The organism is Micromonospora sp. WMMD734, assembly GCF_049178975.1.
Taxonomy (GTDB): Bacteria; Actinomycetota; Actinomycetes; order Mycobacteriales; family Micromonosporaceae; genus Micromonospora; species Micromonospora wenchangensis.
The window spans coordinates 1,335,882-1,351,185 of the sequence record NZ_JBMHMK010000001.1 but is presented as its reverse complement, the minus strand read 5'-3'; the positions used below and the strand labels follow the sequence as shown (position 1 = coordinate 1,351,185).

18 protein-coding genes are annotated in these 15,304 nt (G+C 74.1%); 6 read left to right on the top strand and 12 right to left on the bottom strand.

The annotated features are described in order from the left end of the window. Positions 1-94: 94 nt before the first annotated feature. The 5 genes from ACN267_RS05620 to ACN267_RS05600 are packed head-to-tail and all read right to left on the bottom strand — an operon-like array spanning position 95 to position 4,941. Complete coding sequence (locus tag ACN267_RS05620; RefSeq protein WP_281896572.1) at positions 95-403, bottom strand: DUF2470 domain-containing protein; 309 nt, start codon at positions 401-403, stop codon at positions 95-97. Continuing rightward, entirely contained in the window at positions 400-1,077 is a 678-nt protein-coding gene (locus ACN267_RS05615) for a heme oxygenase (biliverdin-producing) (protein WP_239486332.1), read from the bottom strand. The genes ACN267_RS05620 and ACN267_RS05615 overlap by 4 nt, the downstream gene beginning before the upstream one ends. Continuing rightward, complete coding sequence (locus ACN267_RS05610) at positions 1,078-1,965, bottom strand: heme ABC transporter ATP-binding protein (RefSeq protein ID WP_281896568.1); 888 nt, start codon at positions 1,963-1,965, stop codon at positions 1,078-1,080. A gap of 43 nt (positions 1,966-2,008) precedes the next feature. Continuing rightward, positions 2,009-3,103, bottom strand: a complete 1,095-nt coding sequence (locus ACN267_RS05605; RefSeq protein ID WP_281896566.1) for a FecCD family ABC transporter permease — start codon at positions 3,101-3,103, stop codon at positions 2,009-2,011. Then, entirely contained in the window at positions 3,100-4,941 is a 1,842-nt protein-coding gene (locus ACN267_RS05600; protein ID WP_421488107.1) for a heme/hemin ABC transporter substrate-binding protein, read from the bottom strand. The genes ACN267_RS05605 and ACN267_RS05600 overlap by 4 nt, the downstream gene beginning before the upstream one ends. Positions 4,942-5,134: 193 nt before the next feature. Between ACN267_RS05600 and ACN267_RS05595 the strand changes: the two genes are divergently transcribed. From ACN267_RS05595 to ACN267_RS05570, 6 genes are all read left to right on the top strand, one after another. After that, positions 5,135-6,643 carry an HtaA domain-containing protein gene (locus ACN267_RS05595; RefSeq protein WP_421488106.1) on the top strand — a complete coding sequence of 503 codons (1,509 nt, stop codon included), beginning with the start codon at positions 5,135-5,137 and terminating at the stop codon, positions 6,641-6,643. Between the two features lie 71 nt (positions 6,644-6,714). Continuing rightward, complete coding sequence (locus ACN267_RS05590; RefSeq protein ID WP_421488105.1) at positions 6,715-7,869, top strand: WxL protein peptidoglycan domain-containing protein; 1,155 nt, start codon at positions 6,715-6,717, stop codon at positions 7,867-7,869. Next, entirely contained in the window at positions 7,866-8,732 is an 867-nt protein-coding gene (locus ACN267_RS05585) for a hypothetical protein (protein ID WP_421488104.1), read from the top strand. Before ACN267_RS05590 ends, ACN267_RS05585 begins: the two co-directional genes overlap by 4 nt. 38 nt (positions 8,733-8,770) lie before the next feature. Beyond that, the gene (locus ACN267_RS05580) at positions 8,771-9,124 is read left to right on the top strand and encodes an ArsR/SmtB family transcription factor (protein WP_421488103.1); all 354 of its coding nucleotides are present in this window, start codon (positions 8,771-8,773) and stop codon (positions 9,122-9,124) included. Further along, positions 9,121-9,600 carry an SRPBCC family protein gene (locus tag ACN267_RS05575; protein WP_421488102.1) on the top strand — a complete coding sequence of 160 codons (480 nt, stop codon included), beginning with the start codon at positions 9,121-9,123 and terminating at the stop codon, positions 9,598-9,600. The genes ACN267_RS05580 and ACN267_RS05575 overlap by 4 nt, the downstream gene beginning before the upstream one ends. Next, a complete protein-coding gene (locus ACN267_RS05570; RefSeq protein WP_421488101.1) occupies positions 9,597-9,953 on the top strand; it encodes a nuclear transport factor 2 family protein in 357 nt (118 codons plus the stop codon). The genes ACN267_RS05575 and ACN267_RS05570 overlap by 4 nt, the downstream gene beginning before the upstream one ends. Positions 9,954-10,014: 61 nt before the next feature. Here ACN267_RS05570 and ACN267_RS05565 read toward each other — a convergent pair whose 3' ends face one another. The 7 genes from ACN267_RS05565 to ACN267_RS05535 all read right to left on the bottom strand — a co-directional run bounded on the left by ACN267_RS05565 (position 10,015) and on the right by ACN267_RS05535 (position 15,267). After that, positions 10,015-10,866, bottom strand: a complete 852-nt coding sequence (locus tag ACN267_RS05565) for a TIGR03619 family F420-dependent LLM class oxidoreductase (protein ID WP_421488100.1) — start codon at positions 10,864-10,866, stop codon at positions 10,015-10,017. A 53-nt stretch (positions 10,867-10,919) separates the two neighbouring features. Continuing rightward, the gene (locus ACN267_RS05560) at positions 10,920-11,342 is read right to left on the bottom strand and encodes a MerR family transcriptional regulator (RefSeq protein ID WP_421488099.1); all 423 of its coding nucleotides are present in this window, start codon (positions 11,340-11,342) and stop codon (positions 10,920-10,922) included. A 115-nt stretch (positions 11,343-11,457) separates the two neighbouring features. Next, entirely contained in the window at positions 11,458-12,018 is a 561-nt protein-coding gene (locus ACN267_RS05555) for a hypothetical protein (RefSeq protein ID WP_421488098.1), read from the bottom strand. Between the two features lie 28 nt (positions 12,019-12,046). Next, the gene (locus ACN267_RS05550; protein ID WP_421488097.1) at positions 12,047-13,234 is read right to left on the bottom strand and encodes a S1 family peptidase; all 1,188 of its coding nucleotides are present in this window, start codon (positions 13,232-13,234) and stop codon (positions 12,047-12,049) included. A 314-nt stretch (positions 13,235-13,548) separates the two neighbouring features. Beyond that, complete coding sequence (locus ACN267_RS05545) at positions 13,549-14,442, bottom strand: VOC family protein (protein ID WP_088647651.1); 894 nt, start codon at positions 14,440-14,442, stop codon at positions 13,549-13,551. Further along, a complete protein-coding gene (locus tag ACN267_RS05540; RefSeq protein WP_145919475.1) occupies positions 14,439-14,768 on the bottom strand; it encodes a Dabb family protein in 330 nt (109 codons plus the stop codon). Before ACN267_RS05540 ends, ACN267_RS05545 begins: the two co-directional genes overlap by 4 nt. A gap of 10 nt (positions 14,769-14,778) precedes the next feature. Further along, positions 14,779-15,267: an aromatic-ring-hydroxylating dioxygenase subunit beta gene (locus tag ACN267_RS05535; protein WP_204961612.1), complete on the bottom strand. Its 489-nt coding sequence runs from the start codon at positions 15,265-15,267 to the stop codon at positions 14,779-14,781. Positions 15,268-15,304: the final 37 nt, after the last annotated feature.

The following is a 15,304-nucleotide window of genomic DNA, read 5'->3' as shown; positions in this document are numbered from 1 at the left end:
CGTCGCGAGGGGGCCGCCCCGCCTGGGCGCGACCTGACCGGATCGGCCCGCCCGTGGGGCCGACCCGTCGGGGGCCGGCCCTCGTGACGGGTGTTCAGCCGGCGCGACGCGGTGGCACGCCGAGCGCGGCGCACGCCTGCTCGTACATCCGGACCACCTCGCGGCGGATCTCGGCCCGCTCGGTGAGCCGGTGGGCGAACGGCAGCCGCACCGGCACCTCGATGTCGTCGAGGGTGACGGCGAAGTCCATCCCGTCGCCGTCCAGCCCGGTCACCCGCGCCCGGGTGGCGTCCGGGCAGCCGCCGAGGGTCCGGCAGATCAGCAGCGAGTCGGCGGCGTGATCGTCGTTCATGTGCCGGCTGACCGCCGCCACCGTGTCGGCGTCGAACGGCTGCCCGGTCACGCCACCGCCTCCGTGATCTCCGGGCCGTCCGGCACGTGCCGGGCCAGGGCCGCGAACACCGCCGTGTTGTGCCGATACGCCAGCAGCACCTCGTCGAGCAGCGCCGCCTCGTCGGCCGGGCTCAGCCGCAGTGCGTCCAACCGCGCCCGGTACGCCTCCTTGTACGCCTTCGGCCGGTCGATCCGGGCGAAGGTGTAGAAGGCCGTCCCCGCCTGCCCGGTCAGCCCGTAGCGTCGGGCCACCGCCCGGCCGATGTACAGGCCACCGGAGAGGTCGCCCAGATAGCGGGTGTAGTGGTGGGCGACGAAGTGGACCGGGGAGGTGCCGGCCACCGCCCGGATGCGCTCGGCGTAGGCCACCGTGGCCGGGTGCGGTGCGGTGTGCAGCGCCCAGTCCGGCCCGGCCAGCTCGGTGAGGTCCGCCTCCAGGGCGGGCAGCCGGGTCAACGCGTCGTCGACGAAATCCCCGGCGACCGGGTCTGCCCGCATCGCCTCGGCGGCCGACTCCAACGCCTGGTAGAGGGCGTGGTGCTGGACCACCAGGTCGAGGTAACCGGCGAGGTCCAGCTCACCGGCGACCAGCGCGGTGACGTAGCGCTGGCCCTCGGCGGCGGCGTGCGCGCCCGCGGTGGCGGCCCGCAGCCGGGCCGAGAACGGCAGGGGTGGGGTGTCCATCTATTCCTCCGTGACGCAGGTGGTGCGGGCCGGGCCCCGACGGCGGGGCACGACCAGCGGCAGGCGGGTGTCGGGGTGCGGCACGACCTCGATGTCGTGCCGGTAGACCTCGCTGAGCAGGGGCGCAGTCAGCACCGTGTCGGGAGGGCCGGCGGCCCGGACCCGCCCGTCGGCGAGCAGGGTGACCTGGTCGGCGTACGCCCCGGCCAGGGCGAGGTCGTGCAGCACCACCACGACGGCGTCGCCGGCCTCGGCCCGCTCCCGGGCGATACGCATGACCAACTCCTGGTGGTGCAGGTCGAGGGCGGCGGTCGGTTCGTCGAGCAGCAGTACCCCGGTCTGCTGGGCCAGCACCCGGGCCAGCGCCACCCGGGCCTGCTCGCCGCCGGAGAGCGACGGGAAGGGACGGGCGGCGAACCGGATCACGTCACAGCGTCGCATGGTCTCGGCGACCACCGCATCGTCGTGGGCCTCCTCCGGGCGACCGGCCCAGGGAGAACGACCCATCCGGACCACCTCGACCACCCCGAACGGGAAGCTCAGGACACTGTGCTGGGTCAGCACCGCCCGGCGCATCGCCAGCTCCACCGCCGACCACTCGGCCAGCGGCCGGCCGTCGACCTCGACCGTTCCGGCGGCGAGCGGCAGGTCACCGCTGACGGCGGCCAGCAGGGTGGACTTGCCGGCGCCGTTCGGCCCCACCAGGGCGTGCAGTTCGCCGGCGCGGACCGCGAGGTCGACCCGGTCGAGGACCGGTCGGCCGGCGCGCTCGACCCGGACCCCGGTGGCCCGGATCCGGGTGCCGCCCGGCTCGGGAGCGGTCGGCACCCGGGGGGCCGGCCGGGCTCCGAGCAGCCGCAGCGGCCCCCGTCGCCGACGTTCGTTCACCACGGTCTCCCCTCGGGTGGGCGGGTCGGGTTGCCGGAGCCGCTCACGCCCAACCGCCGGCGCGGTCCCGGGTGCGGCGCAGCAGCCAGAAGAAGGCGGGGCCGCCGACCAGCGCGGAGAGCACTCCCAGCGGCAGCTCCTGGTAGTCGACGAGGGTTCGGGCGGCGAGGTCGGCGGCGACGACGACGATCGCCCCGCCGAGCGCGCTGGCCGGCAGCAGCAGCCGGTGTCCGGGGCCGGCGACCATCCGGACCAGGTGCGGCACGACCAGGCCGACGAAGCTGATGATGCCGGTGAAGGCCACCGCCGCCGCGCCGAGCAGCGCGGTGACCACGATCATCCGGACCCGCAGCCGTTCCACGTCGACCCCGAGGTGCCGGGCGGACCGCTCGCCCAGGGCGAGCAGGTCGAGCCGGCGGGCGTCGGCGAGGGTGGCGAGCAGCCCCACCGCGAGGCAGGGCGCGGCCAGCGCGACCGCCGACCAGTTGGCCTGGGCCAGACTGCCCAGGTTCCAGAAGGCGATGGCCTGCACGCCCGACTCGTCGGCGACGAACATCAGCAGCCCGATGGCGGCCCCGGCGACGGCGTTGACCGCGACCCCGGTGAGGACCAGGGTCACCACCTCGGTCCGGCCGCCGGAGCGGGCCAGCAGGTAGACCAGCCAGGTCGTGGCGAGGCCACCGGCGAATGCGGCGGCGGGCACCGTCCAGCCACCGAGGACGGTGACGCCGGTGACGATGGCCAGCGCCGCACCGACCGCCGCGCCGGCCGAGACGCCGATGACGCCCGGTTCGGCCAGCGGGTTGCCGAACACCCCCTGCATGACCGCACCGGCGCAGCCGAGCGCCGCGCCGACGACGGCGGCGAGCGCGACCCGGGGGAAGCGGACCAGCCACAGTGCGCTCTCGCCGTGCACGGCGGCGGGCCGGGGGCCGAGGTCCAGGCCGAGGCGGTGCAGCACCGAGCCGAGCACCTCCGTCGGGGCGACGGCGACCTGTCCCCGGCCGGCGGCGACCAGGGCGACCAGCAGCAGCCCGACGGTGAGCCCGGTGAGCAGGACCGGCCCCCGTCGGAGCGTGCGGCGGGGGCGGCCGGTTCCGGTGTCCCCGGTGGCCGGTCGGGTGCCGGTGACGGTCATTGTGGGCCCCGGCAGTGCAGCGCGTCGGCGAGCGCCCGGACCACCTGCCCGGATCGGGTGCCGAAGCTGAGCAGGACGCCGTCGTCCATGTCGACGACGCGGCGGGCGACGCCGGCCGGGGTCTGCCCCACCCCGGGGAGCCTGAGCAGGCCCTCGACGCCGCCGACGGACTCCAACCCACCGCTCATCACCAGGATCACGTCCGGGGCGGCGTTGATCAGGCCCTCGCTGGTCAGCGGGCGGAACTTCGCCAGGCCGATCGCGCTGCCGGCGTCCACTCCCCCGGCGGCCTCGATCATCGCGTCGCTGCCGGCGCCCCGCCCGCCGATCAGGTAGACCCCGGCGGTGCCGCGCAGGTAGAGGAAGGCGACCCGGGGGGCGGTGCCTCCGCCCGCGCCGGCGCGGGCGGAGGCGATGTCGGCCTCGATCCGGGTGACCAGCCGGTCGCCGGCCGCGCCGACACCGAGCGCCGCCGCGATGGCCCGTACGTGCCCGGGGACGGCGTCGAGGCGCTGTTCGGCGGCGACGAGGACCACCGGGATGCCGGCGGCGCGCAGTTGCCGCAGCGTCTCGGGTGGACCGATGCTGTCGTCGGCGAGGATCACCGTGGGGGCCAGCGCGAGCACCGCCTCGGCGGACAGGTCGTGCCCGGCCGGGGTGACCACCGGCAGGTGCGCGGCGGCCGGGAAGGTGGTGGAGGTGTCCCGGCCGACGACGTTGCCGCCCAGGCCGAGGCTGAACACGATCTCGGCGATCGACCCGTAGAGGTTGACCGGCAGGATGCGGGTGGCGTCGGTGACCGTGGTGACGACGCCGTCGGTGGAGGTGACGGTGGCCGGCAGGGCCGGGGCCGGCGGCGGGGTCAGCGGGGTGACGTCGGTGTCGCCCACGGCGGCGGTGACCGGGCCACAGGAGGTCGGTGTGCCCGGTCGGGCCTCGGCGGCCGGGTCGGTGCAGCCGACCAGCGCCCCGGCGAGCAGCACCAGGACGAGCGGCAGCGCGCGCCGGGTCACGATGCGGCCCGGCGTCGGCGACGCCGGGCGCAGGCCGGCGAGCAGGGCCATGACGAGCAGGGGTACGACCAGCGCCACGAGCCACCAGCGGCCGGTGTCGGAGGCGGTGCTGACCCGGGTCACCTGCGCCTGGTCACCGGCATCGGCCGGGCCCGCCGGACCGACCGTTCCACCGGTGCCGGCGGGGGCGACCGCGGTGGCGGCCGACGCCGGTGCGCCACCGGTGGACGCGCCGGCCGGGGTCGCCGCCGGTGGGGTGGTCCGGGCGGCACCGCCGGTGGTCGCCGGGGCGGCGGCCGGGGTACGGGTCGGTGCGGGCGCTGCGGCGGCGGCAAAGGTGACGGGCACCCGGACGTCCTGGGAGCGGTCGGCGGTGCGGGTGTGGTCGGCGCGGGAGGCGACCACACAGCGGCGGACGGTGCAGTCGACGTCACCGATGCGGGGGCTCACGGTGAGGGTCACCCGGAATGACCCGCCCGGGCCGTACGGGACGGCCAGTCCCTCCCCGTAGGAGGGTGGGTTGGACGAGATCCAGTGCGACGCGCCGCTGCTGCCGGTGGTGTCGACACCGCCGCCGCACGGGGTGGGGGCGACGCCGACGCCGTTGTCCACGCAGAAGGCGACGTAGATGCCCTTGGTGACGTCGTATCCGCTGCCGCTGACGGTCACCGTCGCCCCGGTGCGGGACACCCCGCTGCTGGGGGTGGCGGTGAGGGTCTGCCCGGCGGGGCCCCGGCCGGTGCCGGCGTGGGCCGGTGTCGACGCCGCACCGATACTGACAGTGACCGCTACGGCGGCCAGGATGGCGCGAGGCAGTGCCCGCATCAGGCTCCTCCCATGACGGATCGGGCCGGCTGCCACACCGACCGTAGTTAAGGTTTGCCTAACCTAAGCGACTGATCTGCTGTTCACAAGGGGTTCTTCGGCCCAAGATCTTCGGCCGCTCGCTGGGTGCCTCGTTGGTTAGGTTTGCCTAACCTCAACTACTGTCCGTATTGGGCACCACAGAGGGAGCACCATGGTCAGATCCAGAACCAATGCCGGTCGGTGGCGGTCGTTGCGCTGGGCGGCGGTCGCCCTGCTCGGCGCGTCGACCGTCCTCGTCGGGGTCAGCCCCGCCCAGGCCGCCGGGACGGAGCTCAGCTCCGGCAGCCTGACCTGGGGTTTCAAGGCGTCCTTCCGCGCCTACGTGAACACCGGCAACGGCAACCCGCCGATCGCCGCCAGCGACGGTGCCCGCATCAACAGCGACGGCACCTTCACCTTCCCCGCCAAGGGCGGTACGTACGACGCCGACACCGACGCCATCGACGCCGCATACGGCGGGAAGATCGTCTTCTCGTACCCGGCGCACTTCTTCACCATCGCGTTGGCCAACCCGACGATCGTCGTGACCGGCGGCACCGCCGCGGTCAAGGCGGACGTCGACCTCACCACCACGGCGGCCGAGCCGGTCTCGGTCCGCCAGGCCACCATCGCCACCATCACCACAAGCGACGACAACCCGGGTGGCAGCGGCGGCACGGTGACCGCGACCGACCTGGCGGCGACGCTGACCGCCGAGGGCGCCTCGGCGTTCAACGGCTTCTACACCGCCGGCACCGCGCTCGACCCGCTGTCGTTCACCTTCTCCACCGGTGGCGGCGGCGAACCGGCCGGACCGGCCGTCGGCGTCACCCCCGCCACCGGGCTCGACCCGGCCGGGGCGACGATCACGGTCAGCGGCAGCGGTTTCGACCCGGAGGCCAACGGGGCGGCGGGGATCTACGTCTCGTTCGGCCCGAAGGTCGACGAGCACTGGACCAACGCCGGTGTCCTGCAGGTCACCAAGTGGGTCAACAAGACGAACGAGCCGACGGAGGCCCGCGACCGGCTCAACGCCGACGGCACGTTCCGTACCACGCTGCCGATCAGTGCGGTCTACACCGACCGCACCGGCACCCGGGTCGACTGCACGGCCGTGCAGTGCTACGTGATCACCTTTGCCGCCCGGGGCTCGGCCGACCGTAGCCAGGACACCTTCACCCCGGTGACCTTCGCCCGTACGCCGGCCGGCGGCGGCGACGCCGACCAGCAGATCACCGCCACCGTCACCGGTGGCGCGCTGACCCTCGGCGTGGCCGGCGCCACGGTCGCCCTGCCGGCGGTCAGCAACGGGCAGGTCACCACCGGGGCGCTCAACGCCGCCACGGTGGCCGACCTGCGCGGCACCAACGCCGGCTGGAGCCTGGTCGGGCAGGTCTCCGACTTCGCCTCGACCACCGGCGGCACCATCGCCGCGGACAACCTCGGGTGGACGCCGAGCGCCACCGTCGGCACCGACGGCCTCGCCGGCACCCCCGGCGTGGTCACCCCGGGCGCGCCCGCCGCGCCCGGCGCCGGTCTCGGCACCGCTCGGGCGCTGTGCACCTCGGCGACCGGCGCGAGCAACGGCACCTTCACCTGTGGCGCCGAACTCCAACTCGGGGTTCCGGCGTCCGCCCTGGCGGGCGACTACAGCGCGGTGCTCACCCTCACCCTCTCCTGATCCGGCACCACCCCGGTGGGGCGGGCTCGCCACCCGCCCCACCGGGCCCGATCACGTTCCCGGAGCCCGGCATGTCCCTGCGTACCATCCTGTCCCGGGCGAGCGCCGTGCTCGCCGTCACGCTGCTCGTGGCCATGGCCCCGCCAGCACCGGCCCCCGCCGCGCCCGCCCCGTCGCCCGGCCCGACGGCCGCCGCCGGCCAGACCGGAGCGGCGCGCTGGGCCGTCCAACCGTCCAGCGCCAAGGGCCCGACCGGGCGCAACTACTTCATCTACGACCTGGCCCCGGGCAGCACCCTGACCGACCACGTCGGCATCACCAACCTCGGCGACCGCCCGGTCACCTTCGACGTGTACGGCACCGACGCCTACACCTCCACCGACGGCGCGTTCGCCCTGCTGCCGGCGGACCGGCCGGCCACCGACGTGGGCTCCTGGATCAGGGTCGAACGGCGCGAGTGGACGATTCCGGCGGGCAAGCGGGTCGACATCCCGTTCCGGCTCACCGTGCCGGCCAACGCCACCCCGGGCGACCACACCGGCGGGGTGATCGGTGCGGTCGCCCGGATCCGGACCACCGCCGACGGGCAGCGCGTCCTGGTCGACCAGCGGCTCGCCGCCCGGGTCTACCTGCGGGTCACCGGCCCGGTCCGGCCCGCCGTCACGGTGGAGGCGGTCGACGTCTCCTACGACAACCCGGTCAACCCGTTCGGCGGCGGCGACCTGGTGGTCCGCTACCGGCTGCGCAACGACGGCAACGTGCGGGTCGGCGGCAGCGGCACGGTGACCGTGCGCGCGCCCTTCGGCCGGGAGCAGGCCCGCACCTCCCCCACCGACCTGCCGGAACTGCTGCCCGGGGCCACCTTCACGGTCACCGAACGGATCACCGGCGTACCTCCGCTGCTGCGGCTGACCGCCGAGGTCGACATCGCGGCGACCACCACGGACACCGCGCTGCCGCCGGTGGTCCGGACCGCCGGGGTGTGGGCCCCGCCGTGGCTGCTGCTGGCCCTGCTCGCCGGGGCGGCCGGCTGGGCCGGACTACGGTGGTGGCGACGCCGGGCCGCTGCCGCCGCCGGTCGACCGTCCACCCCGGACCCTGCCGACACCCCGCGACCGGCCGCAACCTCCGCGACCGGCACCGCCGCCGACGGGCCGGCTCCGGTTACCGCCGCCGGGGCGGCTCCGGGTGTCGACCCGCGTCCCGACGCCCCGCCCGCCCGGTGACCGGGCCGCTGCGTGCCGTCGCCCTGCTGGCGGTAGCCGCCGCGCTGGCTCCGGCCCCGGGGGCGAGCGTCGCGGCCGGCGCCCCGGCGGGTGGTGGTCCCGGCGTCACCGTGCCGGCAGGGACGCTGCGGGTCGGCCAGCGGGTGCTGGTCGGCCTCGACGGCTGGCCCGCCGGCACCGTCCAGATCGAGGTGTGCGGCAACGCCGCCCGGCGCGGCGTGCTCGACTGCGCGACCGGGGCCGCCACCCACGGCCAGGTGCCGCCGTCCGGCCGGGCCACCCTGCCGGTGCTGGTGGCCGCCCCGCCGGTGGCCTGCCCGTGCGTGCTGCGGGTCCGGACGCCGACGGGCACGGCCACCGCCGTCGCCGACCTGACGTTGGCCGGGGTGACCGCGCCGGCCGTCGCGCCGGCCGTCCCGGCCGGGTTGACCCTGGTGGCGGTGCACGCCGACGACCGCTCCGGGCCGCGCGGCTGGTTCGGCCTGCCGGGTGAACTCGCGGTCCGCATCACCCTGCACAACCCGGGCGAGGAGGAGGTCACCGACCCGCCGTTCGAGCTGACCGTCGGGCCGCCCGGACGGGCCCGGACCATCGTGGCCGCCCCGACGCTGGGCGGCATCGCCGCCGGGCAGACCCGGGAGTACCACGTCCGGGTGCCCACCGGCGCGGCCCCCTACGGCCGGTACGAGGTGGACGGCCGGATCGCGGCGCCCGGTCGGCCGCTCGCGTTCACCGTGGCGGCTACCCGGCGGCCCTGGGGTCTCCCGGTCGCCGCCGCCGTCCTCACGGTCGGGCTGCTGCTCGCCCGGTCGACACGACGCCGGGTCCCCGCGGCTGCTCCCGGGCGACCCATCAGCAAGTAGTCGTTTGCGCAAGCCATCGTTTGCATTATGGTGGAGCCATGTCCACCGCCCCCATACCCGTGGCACCCGGTCCGGATCTCGACGCGGCCTTCGCCGCGCTCGGCGACCCGGTCCGACGCGCCCTGGTGGCCCGCCTCGCCCACGGGGACGCCACGGTGGGACAGCTCGCCGCGCCGTTCGAGCTGACCCCGCAGGCGATCTCGCACCACGTCGGGGTGCTGCGCCGCTGCGGCCTGGTCGAGCAGCGACGCGAGGGCACCCGACGCCCCTGCCGCCTCCGGACGGATCAGCTCTCGCTGCTCGGCACCTGGATCGACGAGCAGCGGCGCACCTGGAACGACCGGCTCGACGCCCTGGAGCACCACCTCACCGACGACGGGGCGGCCCGGTGACCGACGCACACCTGCGGGGCGACGAACTGATCGCCCGACGGCAGCTCGCCGCGCCGCCCGAGCGGGTCTGGGCCGCGTTCACCTCGCCGGCCGGCATCACTGCCTTCTGGGGCGGCTCGCACGCCACCGTGCCGTCCGGGTCGGTGACCGTCGACCTGCGCCCCGGCGGAGAGTTCGCGCTCGACACCCGCGCGCCGGACGGCCGCACCCACCGGCTCCGGTTCGTCTACGTGCGCGTCACCGCACCACACGAACTCGTCTTCGACGAACCGGTCACCGGCCTACGCACGATCGTCACCCTCCGCCCCACCGCCGACGGTACGGACCTCACCGTCCACCAGCGACGACTTCCCCCCGAGCTACGCACCGCCCGGGCGGTCGACGGGCTCGCCGCAATCCTCGACGCCCTCGCCGCACACCTGCGCCAGCCCGGCCCGACGCCTGCACCAGACCATGTGACGACGGAGCAACCATGACCTCGCAGACCCAACGTGACCTCGTCGCCGAATACTTCGCCGGGTTCCGGACGAGCGACCACCCGCGCATCCTCGCGACCCTCACCGACGACGTCGAGTGGGTCATCCACGGTCACCGGACCACCCATGGCAGGGCGGAGTTCGACGGGGAGATCGAGAACCCGGCGTTCACCGGCAGCCCGGCGCTCGACGTCCACCGCGTACACGAGGACGGCCCGGTCGTCGTCGTCACCGGCGAGGGCCGGGGAGTCAGCGTCGACCACGGGCCGTTCCGCTTCGCCTTCAACGACCTGTTCACCTTCCGCGACGGGCTGATCGCCCGGGTCGACTCCTACGTCGTCCCGCTGTCGTGAGGCGACGAGGCCCGGCACGCCGGACGGGGCCCGCCGTCCGGTCCCCTGCGCCGGGCGGCGGCTAGCGCGGGCCCGACCCGCTCGGGCACCGCACCCGGGGCAGAATCTCGCCGGCGAGCCACTCCAACGCCGCCTCGACCAGGCGACCGTCGATGGGCATCCACAGCGAGCACATCGCCACCCCCGCGTCGGCGAGCTGACACAGGTCGTCGACGATCGCCTCGGTGCTGGCGTGGGTGCCGCCGAGCAACCGGCCCGGCGCGGGCCGGACCGCCGACATTCCCGGCGGCACCAGGAAACCGACCGTGCTGATCCCGATCGTCGCCGGGTCCCGTCCCGTGCCGTCGGCCAGTTCCTCGATCCGACGCCGGAAGTGGCGGGCCTCCTCGTGGTCGATGCCGGAGCCGTGCCAGCCGACGCCGAACCGCAGCGCGCGTCGGATCGCCGCGTCGCTGTGCCCACCCACCCAGACCGGTGGCCCTCCGGACCGGTACGGGGGAACGCCGATGCGGGCGTCGCGCAGGCCGGCGAACCGGTCGTCCAGGTCTGCGGTGGTGCCGGCCCACAGTGCCTTCATGACCTCCAGGCTCTCGTCGGTCCGCCGGCCACGTAACCGGAGCGGCACCCCCAGCGCGGTGAACTCCTGCGGGTTCCATCCGGTGCCGACGGCGACCGCCAGTCGACCCGCCGACACGACGTCCAGCGTCGCAAGCTGGTTGGCCAGCACCACCGGGTGGTAGTAGGGCAGGACAAGCACGCTCGTCGCGATCCCCAGGTGGGTCGTCGCCCCGGCGACCGCCGCCAGCAGGACCACCGGGTCGAAGCCCGCGCCGTGCGGGTTCTTCAGCACGTGGTTGGCCATCAGGACGTAATCCAGGCCGATCCGCTCGGCGTCCCGCGCTGCCCGGAGCATGGCGGCACCCGCGTCGCCCGGCCACACCGGCGGCTCGAGGGAGAGTCCGAATCTCATCGTGGCCACTCGTCGGCCCCGGTTTCCCCGGCGCGGGCCATCGCCGACCTGGTCGCCAGGAGCTGCCGGGCGAGCCGCCCGCGCAGGTCCTGGAGAGCGGCGATCCGTCGGTCCAGGGCGCCGAGCCGGTCGGTGGCGATCCGCAGCGCGTCGGGGCACCGGGGCAGGGTGCTCAACGGCTCGTCGAGGCACCCCTTGTCGATCGAGAGCCGAATGTCCTCGACGGTGAGGCCGGAGTCGAGCAGCTCGTGGATGTTCCGGACCCTGACCACCGCCAACTCGTCGTACTCCCGATAGCCGTTGGCGGCCCGGCCCGGGGCGATCAGGTGCTGCTGCTCGTAGTACCGCACCGAGCGGGTGCTGACGCCGCAACGGCGCGCGAGTTCTCCGATCCGCATGTCCCTGGTCCCCTCACGCACCCGGCGATGCTAGAACCCTGACATTGATGTCAAGGTCAAGTCATCGCGTACGCGGCGACGTGCGGACGTCGCGGGGCCGACGCGACGCGCGCCGGCCCCGCCATGGTCGGCCTGCTCAGTTACTGAAGAACGTGCACTGGAACGCCATGTCGTCCACCCGTACGGGGCCGCTGCCGCCGAGCAGGGAGACCCGGACGAACACCTGGCTCGGGCCGTTGGCGTAGCTGGCCACGTCGTGCCGCCGCCAGACGGTGTCGGTGATCCGGACGGTACGCAACGCGAGGTACGTCCAGCTCGCCGGATCGATCACCTCGACGTTGAGCACCGCCGGCCCGCTGACCGCCTGGACGAAGAACCCGCCGCCGCAGGTGGTGTTGTGCCCGGCGGTACGCGGCCGTACGGTGAGCAGCTTGCCCACCCCGGACCAGCCGCCGGCCGACGTCGTGAGAATGGCGTTGTTCGCACCGGAGTGGGCCTTCCCCGCGCCCAGCTCGAAGGCTCCGCTGCCGGCACCGGAGCGGTGGAACTCCCACACCGCCGCCGGGTTGCTCTCGAACCCGTCCGTGTGCTGCCAGAGGTCCGCCTGGGCGGGGCTGACGGCCACGGTGAGGGCCACCGTCGTCGCCGTGACGGCCGCGGCGGTGAGGCGTACGGCCCGGGTGAGTGCGGTTCTCATCGCTGTCTCCTCTGCTCGTCGCCGCACGTCACGGCGCACCGTAGATGACGACCTGGTACGTGGTGATCGCCTCGCCCACCGGCTGGTGCCAGGTGCGCGGCGAGGAGTTGCACTGGTTGCCGTTGCGGTTGGCGTGCGAGTTCAGCCCGTACCCGGTGTTGCCGGCGAAGAGCGGCCCACCACTGTCACCGCCGAGGGTGCAGATGTTGGTCTCGATCATCTGACGTACGGTGCCGCCCGCGCCGTTGACCGTCACGTTGGTCTTGAGCACGGAACCGCACCGGAATCCGGTGGTCCGGCCCGAGTTGCAGACCGACAGTCCGCTCACCGCCGTCGCCCAGCCGTGGATGCTGCGGCTGGTGTTGTTCCACAGGTTGATGGTGCCGGTGGCCCAGACCGACGGACCGTTCATCCAGATGAGGCCGAAGTCGTTCTCCGGGTAGTTGCTCTCCAGTGACGGCCCGACGTCCTGCCCGTTGGGCAGCGTCCAGTGCGGGTAGCCCTGGGTGCAGTGGCCGGCGGTGATGATGTAGTTGAAGGTGTAGTCGGTGGCGGTGAACCCGGCCGAGCAGCCACCCAACGAATCCCCGCTGGAGATCCCGACGTTCGGCTGGATCGGGCCGGCGCCGGTCTCGAACCGGACCGCCGTGCCGAACCGGCGCGCCGCCGAGCGTTGCACGGCGTTCTTCGCTCCCGCCGTCGGCAGGCTCACCACCACCTGGTTGGTCGCCGGGTCCACCCCCCAGGTCGTGCCGGGTTCACTCGCCGCGGCCTCCAGCGTCCGCTGGATGGTCCGTAGTTGCCGCTCGCCCCGGGCGACGAGGCGCGCCTTCGCGCCGGCGGCGGTCACCTTCGCGGCGGCAGCGGCGTCGGTGACGGTGACGACGAGGGCGCCGTCGGACAGGTACGCCCCGCCCGAACTGGCACCCAGCTCGGTGGTCAACCGGTTGGCGAGCCGGACGTGGGCGTCCTCGGCGCGCAGCAGCTTCTCGGCGGCGTCGCGGCTGATGCCCCGCTGTGCGGCGATCGCCGCGGCCATGTCCGCCGCCCCGGTCGCCCGGCCCGACCCGGCGACGGCAGCGGCGGACGCCGGGGTTGCCCGGCCGGCGGCGCGGGCCTGATCCGCCGCGCCCCCGGGGCCGGCGGGCCGGTCGACCGGACCCGCCACCGCGGCCGTCGGGACGAAGGCCACCGAGGACACTGCGACGAGTGCCATGGCGAGCAGAGATCTACGGCTCGGTCTCTTCCTGTCCGGCCGGCTGATGGTGACACGTTCTGACATTCACCACTCCCATCACGAGAGGATCCGTCGGCCGGACCATGGGCCGACCGGACGGCAATCCTCGCAACGGGGAGTGGGACGGGAAGGGGATGCTGGACGCGGCTGGACACGCCCGGACACCTGACACCGGACGTGCCGGGCCCGGACGGGGTGGCGGGGTGGCCCCCTGACCGGGCCACCCCGCGTTCGCGCCCCTCACCGACGGGCGGGTACGACAGTCCGCCGGCCGGTCCTGACGGGGGCGCGGGTCAGAAACGCGCCCAGTCGTCGGCAGCCGGCCGCCACACGTCGATGTTGCGCGGGTCGACCGCCATCCGGCGGGCCCGGTGGGTCTCGTGCTCCTCCGGCGTGAACACCCGGTGCCTGTCGCACAGCTCGTAGCGCGGCCCGTGCCGGGTGTCGTGCATGTAGAAGGCGATCGACGTGGACGCCGAGTGGTTGACCAGGTCGGAGGCGATCGGGACCTGCTTGTACTGGGCCCGTGCCCGGCCGCGCATCACGTGGTCGAAGCTCTTCATCATGAAGCACAGGTGCGCGACGTAGAACTCGTTGTTGCGCTGGATCGCCAGGCTGTGGTGGTAGCGGTCCTCGCTGCGCAGGAAGACCGTGACGTCGCCGACGTGGTCGGACTCCAGGAAGCCGAGCACCTTGGTGTAGAACGCCAGCGTCTCGTCGTACTTGTCGGTGGCGAGGAACGGGTGCACCAGGTCCAGCGGGCGCAGCTCGATCAGCGGCGGCTCGGCGTACTCCTGGAACTCGGTGAACAGCTCGACGATCAGCCCGTTGGGGTCGCGGACGGCGAAGCCCCGCTGGACCAGGCCCTTGACCCGGTCGGCCAGCTCGAACACCTCGTGCCCGGCGGCGGTGACCCGCTCCCGCAGGTCGTCCAGGACGGCGTCGTTCTCGACGCTGAACCCGACCGCCGTGGTCCACGACTCGGTACGCTGCGGCGCGGCGACCAGCTCGATGCTGTGGTGTTCCAGGTCGGCGCGCAGGAACGCGTACTCGTCGTCGTGCTGCTCCAGTTGCAGCCCGACGTGGTACTGGAGGAACTCGATGGAGGCGGCCAGGTCGGGCACCTCGATCCGGGCGTACTCCATGCCGTAGGGCCCACGGCGGCGGGCGGTGGCCTCGGTGGTCATCTGTGACCCCTCTCGATGGGCTGGGCGTCCCCGGCGGTGGGGATACTGACGATGGCCTGACGCTCGATGACCGGCCGCCAGCGTTCCCGGACGAACCGCTCGTGCGAGTCGCTGTGCAGGTAGTCGAGCAGGTCCTGCTCGGTGGGGAACTCCACGACGAAGCCGTGGGTCATGCTGGTGTCGCGGGTGCTGACGTTGACCCCGCTGCGCCAGTTGCGCATCGCGGGATACCGGCTCGGGAAGGTCTCCAGCTCGGCCAGGACGGACTCGGCCGCGCCGGGCGGCAGGTCGTCGCGGAACCGGAAGACCAGCATGTGGGTGATCATGGCGGCCGGCTCAGAGGATGAAGCTGAGTCGGGCGCCGGGGTCCATCGACTCCATCACGGGCACGGCCCGGCGCAGCCGGAACCGCAGCCCGTCCGGGTCGACCTTGAGCACGTGCTCGTAGCGGCCGACGTAGGTGTAGGCGCCGTTGTCGCGGTAGCGGTGGATGATGAAGTTGGCGCTGATCCAGACGGTCTCCGCGCCGGCCTCCAGCAGCAGCACGTTGGAGATCATCCGGTGGGTGCGCGAGTGCGGGTTCTCGGCGTGTGCCTTGCGGCTCTTGAGCCGCTTGACCCGGGCCTGGATCAGCTCGTAGTCGTCGGCCACGAAGTACCCGGCGGTGGTGGCGTCCCAGCCGGCCCAGTCGGTGGTCGGGACCTCCAACCGGCCACCCGGCTCGATCAGGGTGAGCCACTCGTCGAGCCGCCACTCGTCGAGCAGTTGGGCCTCCCGGTAGAGGAACTCCTCCACCTCGGCCCGGGTCACCTCGCGCGATGCCACACTGACCACTCCCCCACGGCTCCCGGCCGTCGTCGAC

Excerpts from the sequence above, each read along its gene's own strand:
- ACN267_RS05600 (WP_421488107.1), bottom strand. The coding sequence starts at position 4,941 with ATGCGGGCACTGCCTCGCGCCATCCTGGCCGCCGTAGCGGTCACTGTC.
- ACN267_RS05550 (WP_421488097.1), bottom strand. The coding sequence starts at position 13,234 with ATGGCACTCGTCGCAGTGTCCTCGGTGGCCTTCGTCCCGACGGCCGCG.
- ACN267_RS05570 (WP_421488101.1), top strand. The coding sequence starts at position 9,597 with ATGACCTCGCAGACCCAACGTGACCTCGTCGCCGAATACTTCGCCGGG.
- ACN267_RS05615 (WP_239486332.1), bottom strand. The coding sequence starts at position 1,077 with ATGGACACCCCACCCCTGCCGTTCTCGGCCCGGCTGCGGGCCGCCACC.
- ACN267_RS05555 (WP_421488098.1), bottom strand. The coding sequence starts at position 12,018 with ATGAGAACCGCACTCACCCGGGCCGTACGCCTCACCGCCGCGGCCGTC.
- ACN267_RS05545 (WP_088647651.1), bottom strand. The coding sequence starts at position 14,442 with ATGACCACCGAGGCCACCGCCCGCCGCCGTGGGCCCTACGGCATGGAG.
- ACN267_RS05580 (WP_421488103.1), top strand. The coding sequence starts at position 8,771 with ATGTCCACCGCCCCCATACCCGTGGCACCCGGTCCGGATCTCGACGCG.
- ACN267_RS05590 (WP_421488105.1), top strand. The coding sequence starts at position 6,715 with ATGTCCCTGCGTACCATCCTGTCCCGGGCGAGCGCCGTGCTCGCCGTC.
- ACN267_RS05595 (WP_421488106.1), top strand. The coding sequence starts at position 5,135 with ATGGTCAGATCCAGAACCAATGCCGGTCGGTGGCGGTCGTTGCGCTGG.
- ACN267_RS05540 (WP_145919475.1), bottom strand. The coding sequence starts at position 14,768 with ATGATCACCCACATGCTGGTCTTCCGGTTCCGCGACGACCTGCCGCCC.
- ACN267_RS05605 (WP_281896566.1), bottom strand. The coding sequence starts at position 3,103 with ATGACCGTCACCGGCACCCGACCGGCCACCGGGGACACCGGAACCGGC.
- ACN267_RS05565 (WP_421488100.1), bottom strand. The coding sequence starts at position 10,866 with ATGCTCCGGGCAGCGCGGGACGCCGAGCGGATCGGCCTGGATTACGTC.